Genomic DNA, 743 nt, shown 5'->3' with positions numbered 1-743 from the left:
GAGTGGATCGCGCGGCTGGCGACGGAGGGGGAACTGCCGCGTGGGTTCCTCATCCGGGCCCGCATCGTCGGCGCGGTCTACGGCACCCAGCAGTCGGTGATCGACGAGGTCGTGGACGACCACGTTGTCATGTCCGTCGTCCTCTTGCACCAGCAGGACCGGGAGTATGCGCAGCAGGCGATCGACGCGGTCGCGGATGCGGAGGCCGCCGTCACCGCTCTCGGGCGTCTGGCTGAGGACCTGGCCCGCGCCGCCGGTTCCGCGCCCGAACCGGCCTGGGGCGCGGCCCGCGACCTCGGTTTCGCGGCCCTGGACGGTCCTTATCGCACCTGGCTGCGAGGGCTTGCCGACGCCGGTGACCCGTACGAGCAGCGCAGGCTCTGGCAGCGGGAGGCGTACCGGCACATCGGGCGGCTCGGTGAGGGGTTGCTGGCCGGTGCAGGCGATGCCGCGTGGGAGGGCCGGACCGTGGCGACGAAGAAGGGCTCCCTGTGGCTCAACTCCCCGCTGGCTGAGCTGTGGTTCCGAAGCCGCCTCAACAAGGCATTGAGCCGCCCCTTCGGCACCGATCAGTGCGAGACCGGTGCCGTGCCCGAGACCGGCCCCACGCCAGAGCCCGGCTCGGCGGCCGGATCCGACTTCTCCTCTCAGGTGCCCGCATGACTACCGCCTCCCCGCCCACCGCCCGGCCTCGGGTGGGATCGACCATCAGCGCCATTATCGCCCAGCTGCAGAAGGACTAA

The 743-nt window shown here is 71.2% G+C and carries 1 protein-coding gene; it reads left to right on the top strand.

Annotated features, from left to right (window positions below; all coding sequences use genetic code 11):
* The coding region (locus ACTWQE_RS34160) for a type I-E CRISPR-associated protein Cse1/CasA (RefSeq protein WP_443332972.1) at positions 1–663 on the top strand (663 nt) is incomplete at its 5' end.
* Positions 664–743: the final 80 nt, after the last annotated feature.

Origin of the sequence: Streptomyces sp. 8N706, assembly GCF_052245415.1 — a bacterium.
Classification (GTDB): Bacteria; Actinomycetota; Actinomycetes; order Streptomycetales; family Streptomycetaceae; genus Streptomyces.
Note: the sequence above shows the minus strand (reverse complement) of the source record. Positions and strands in the feature narration are given on the sequence as shown.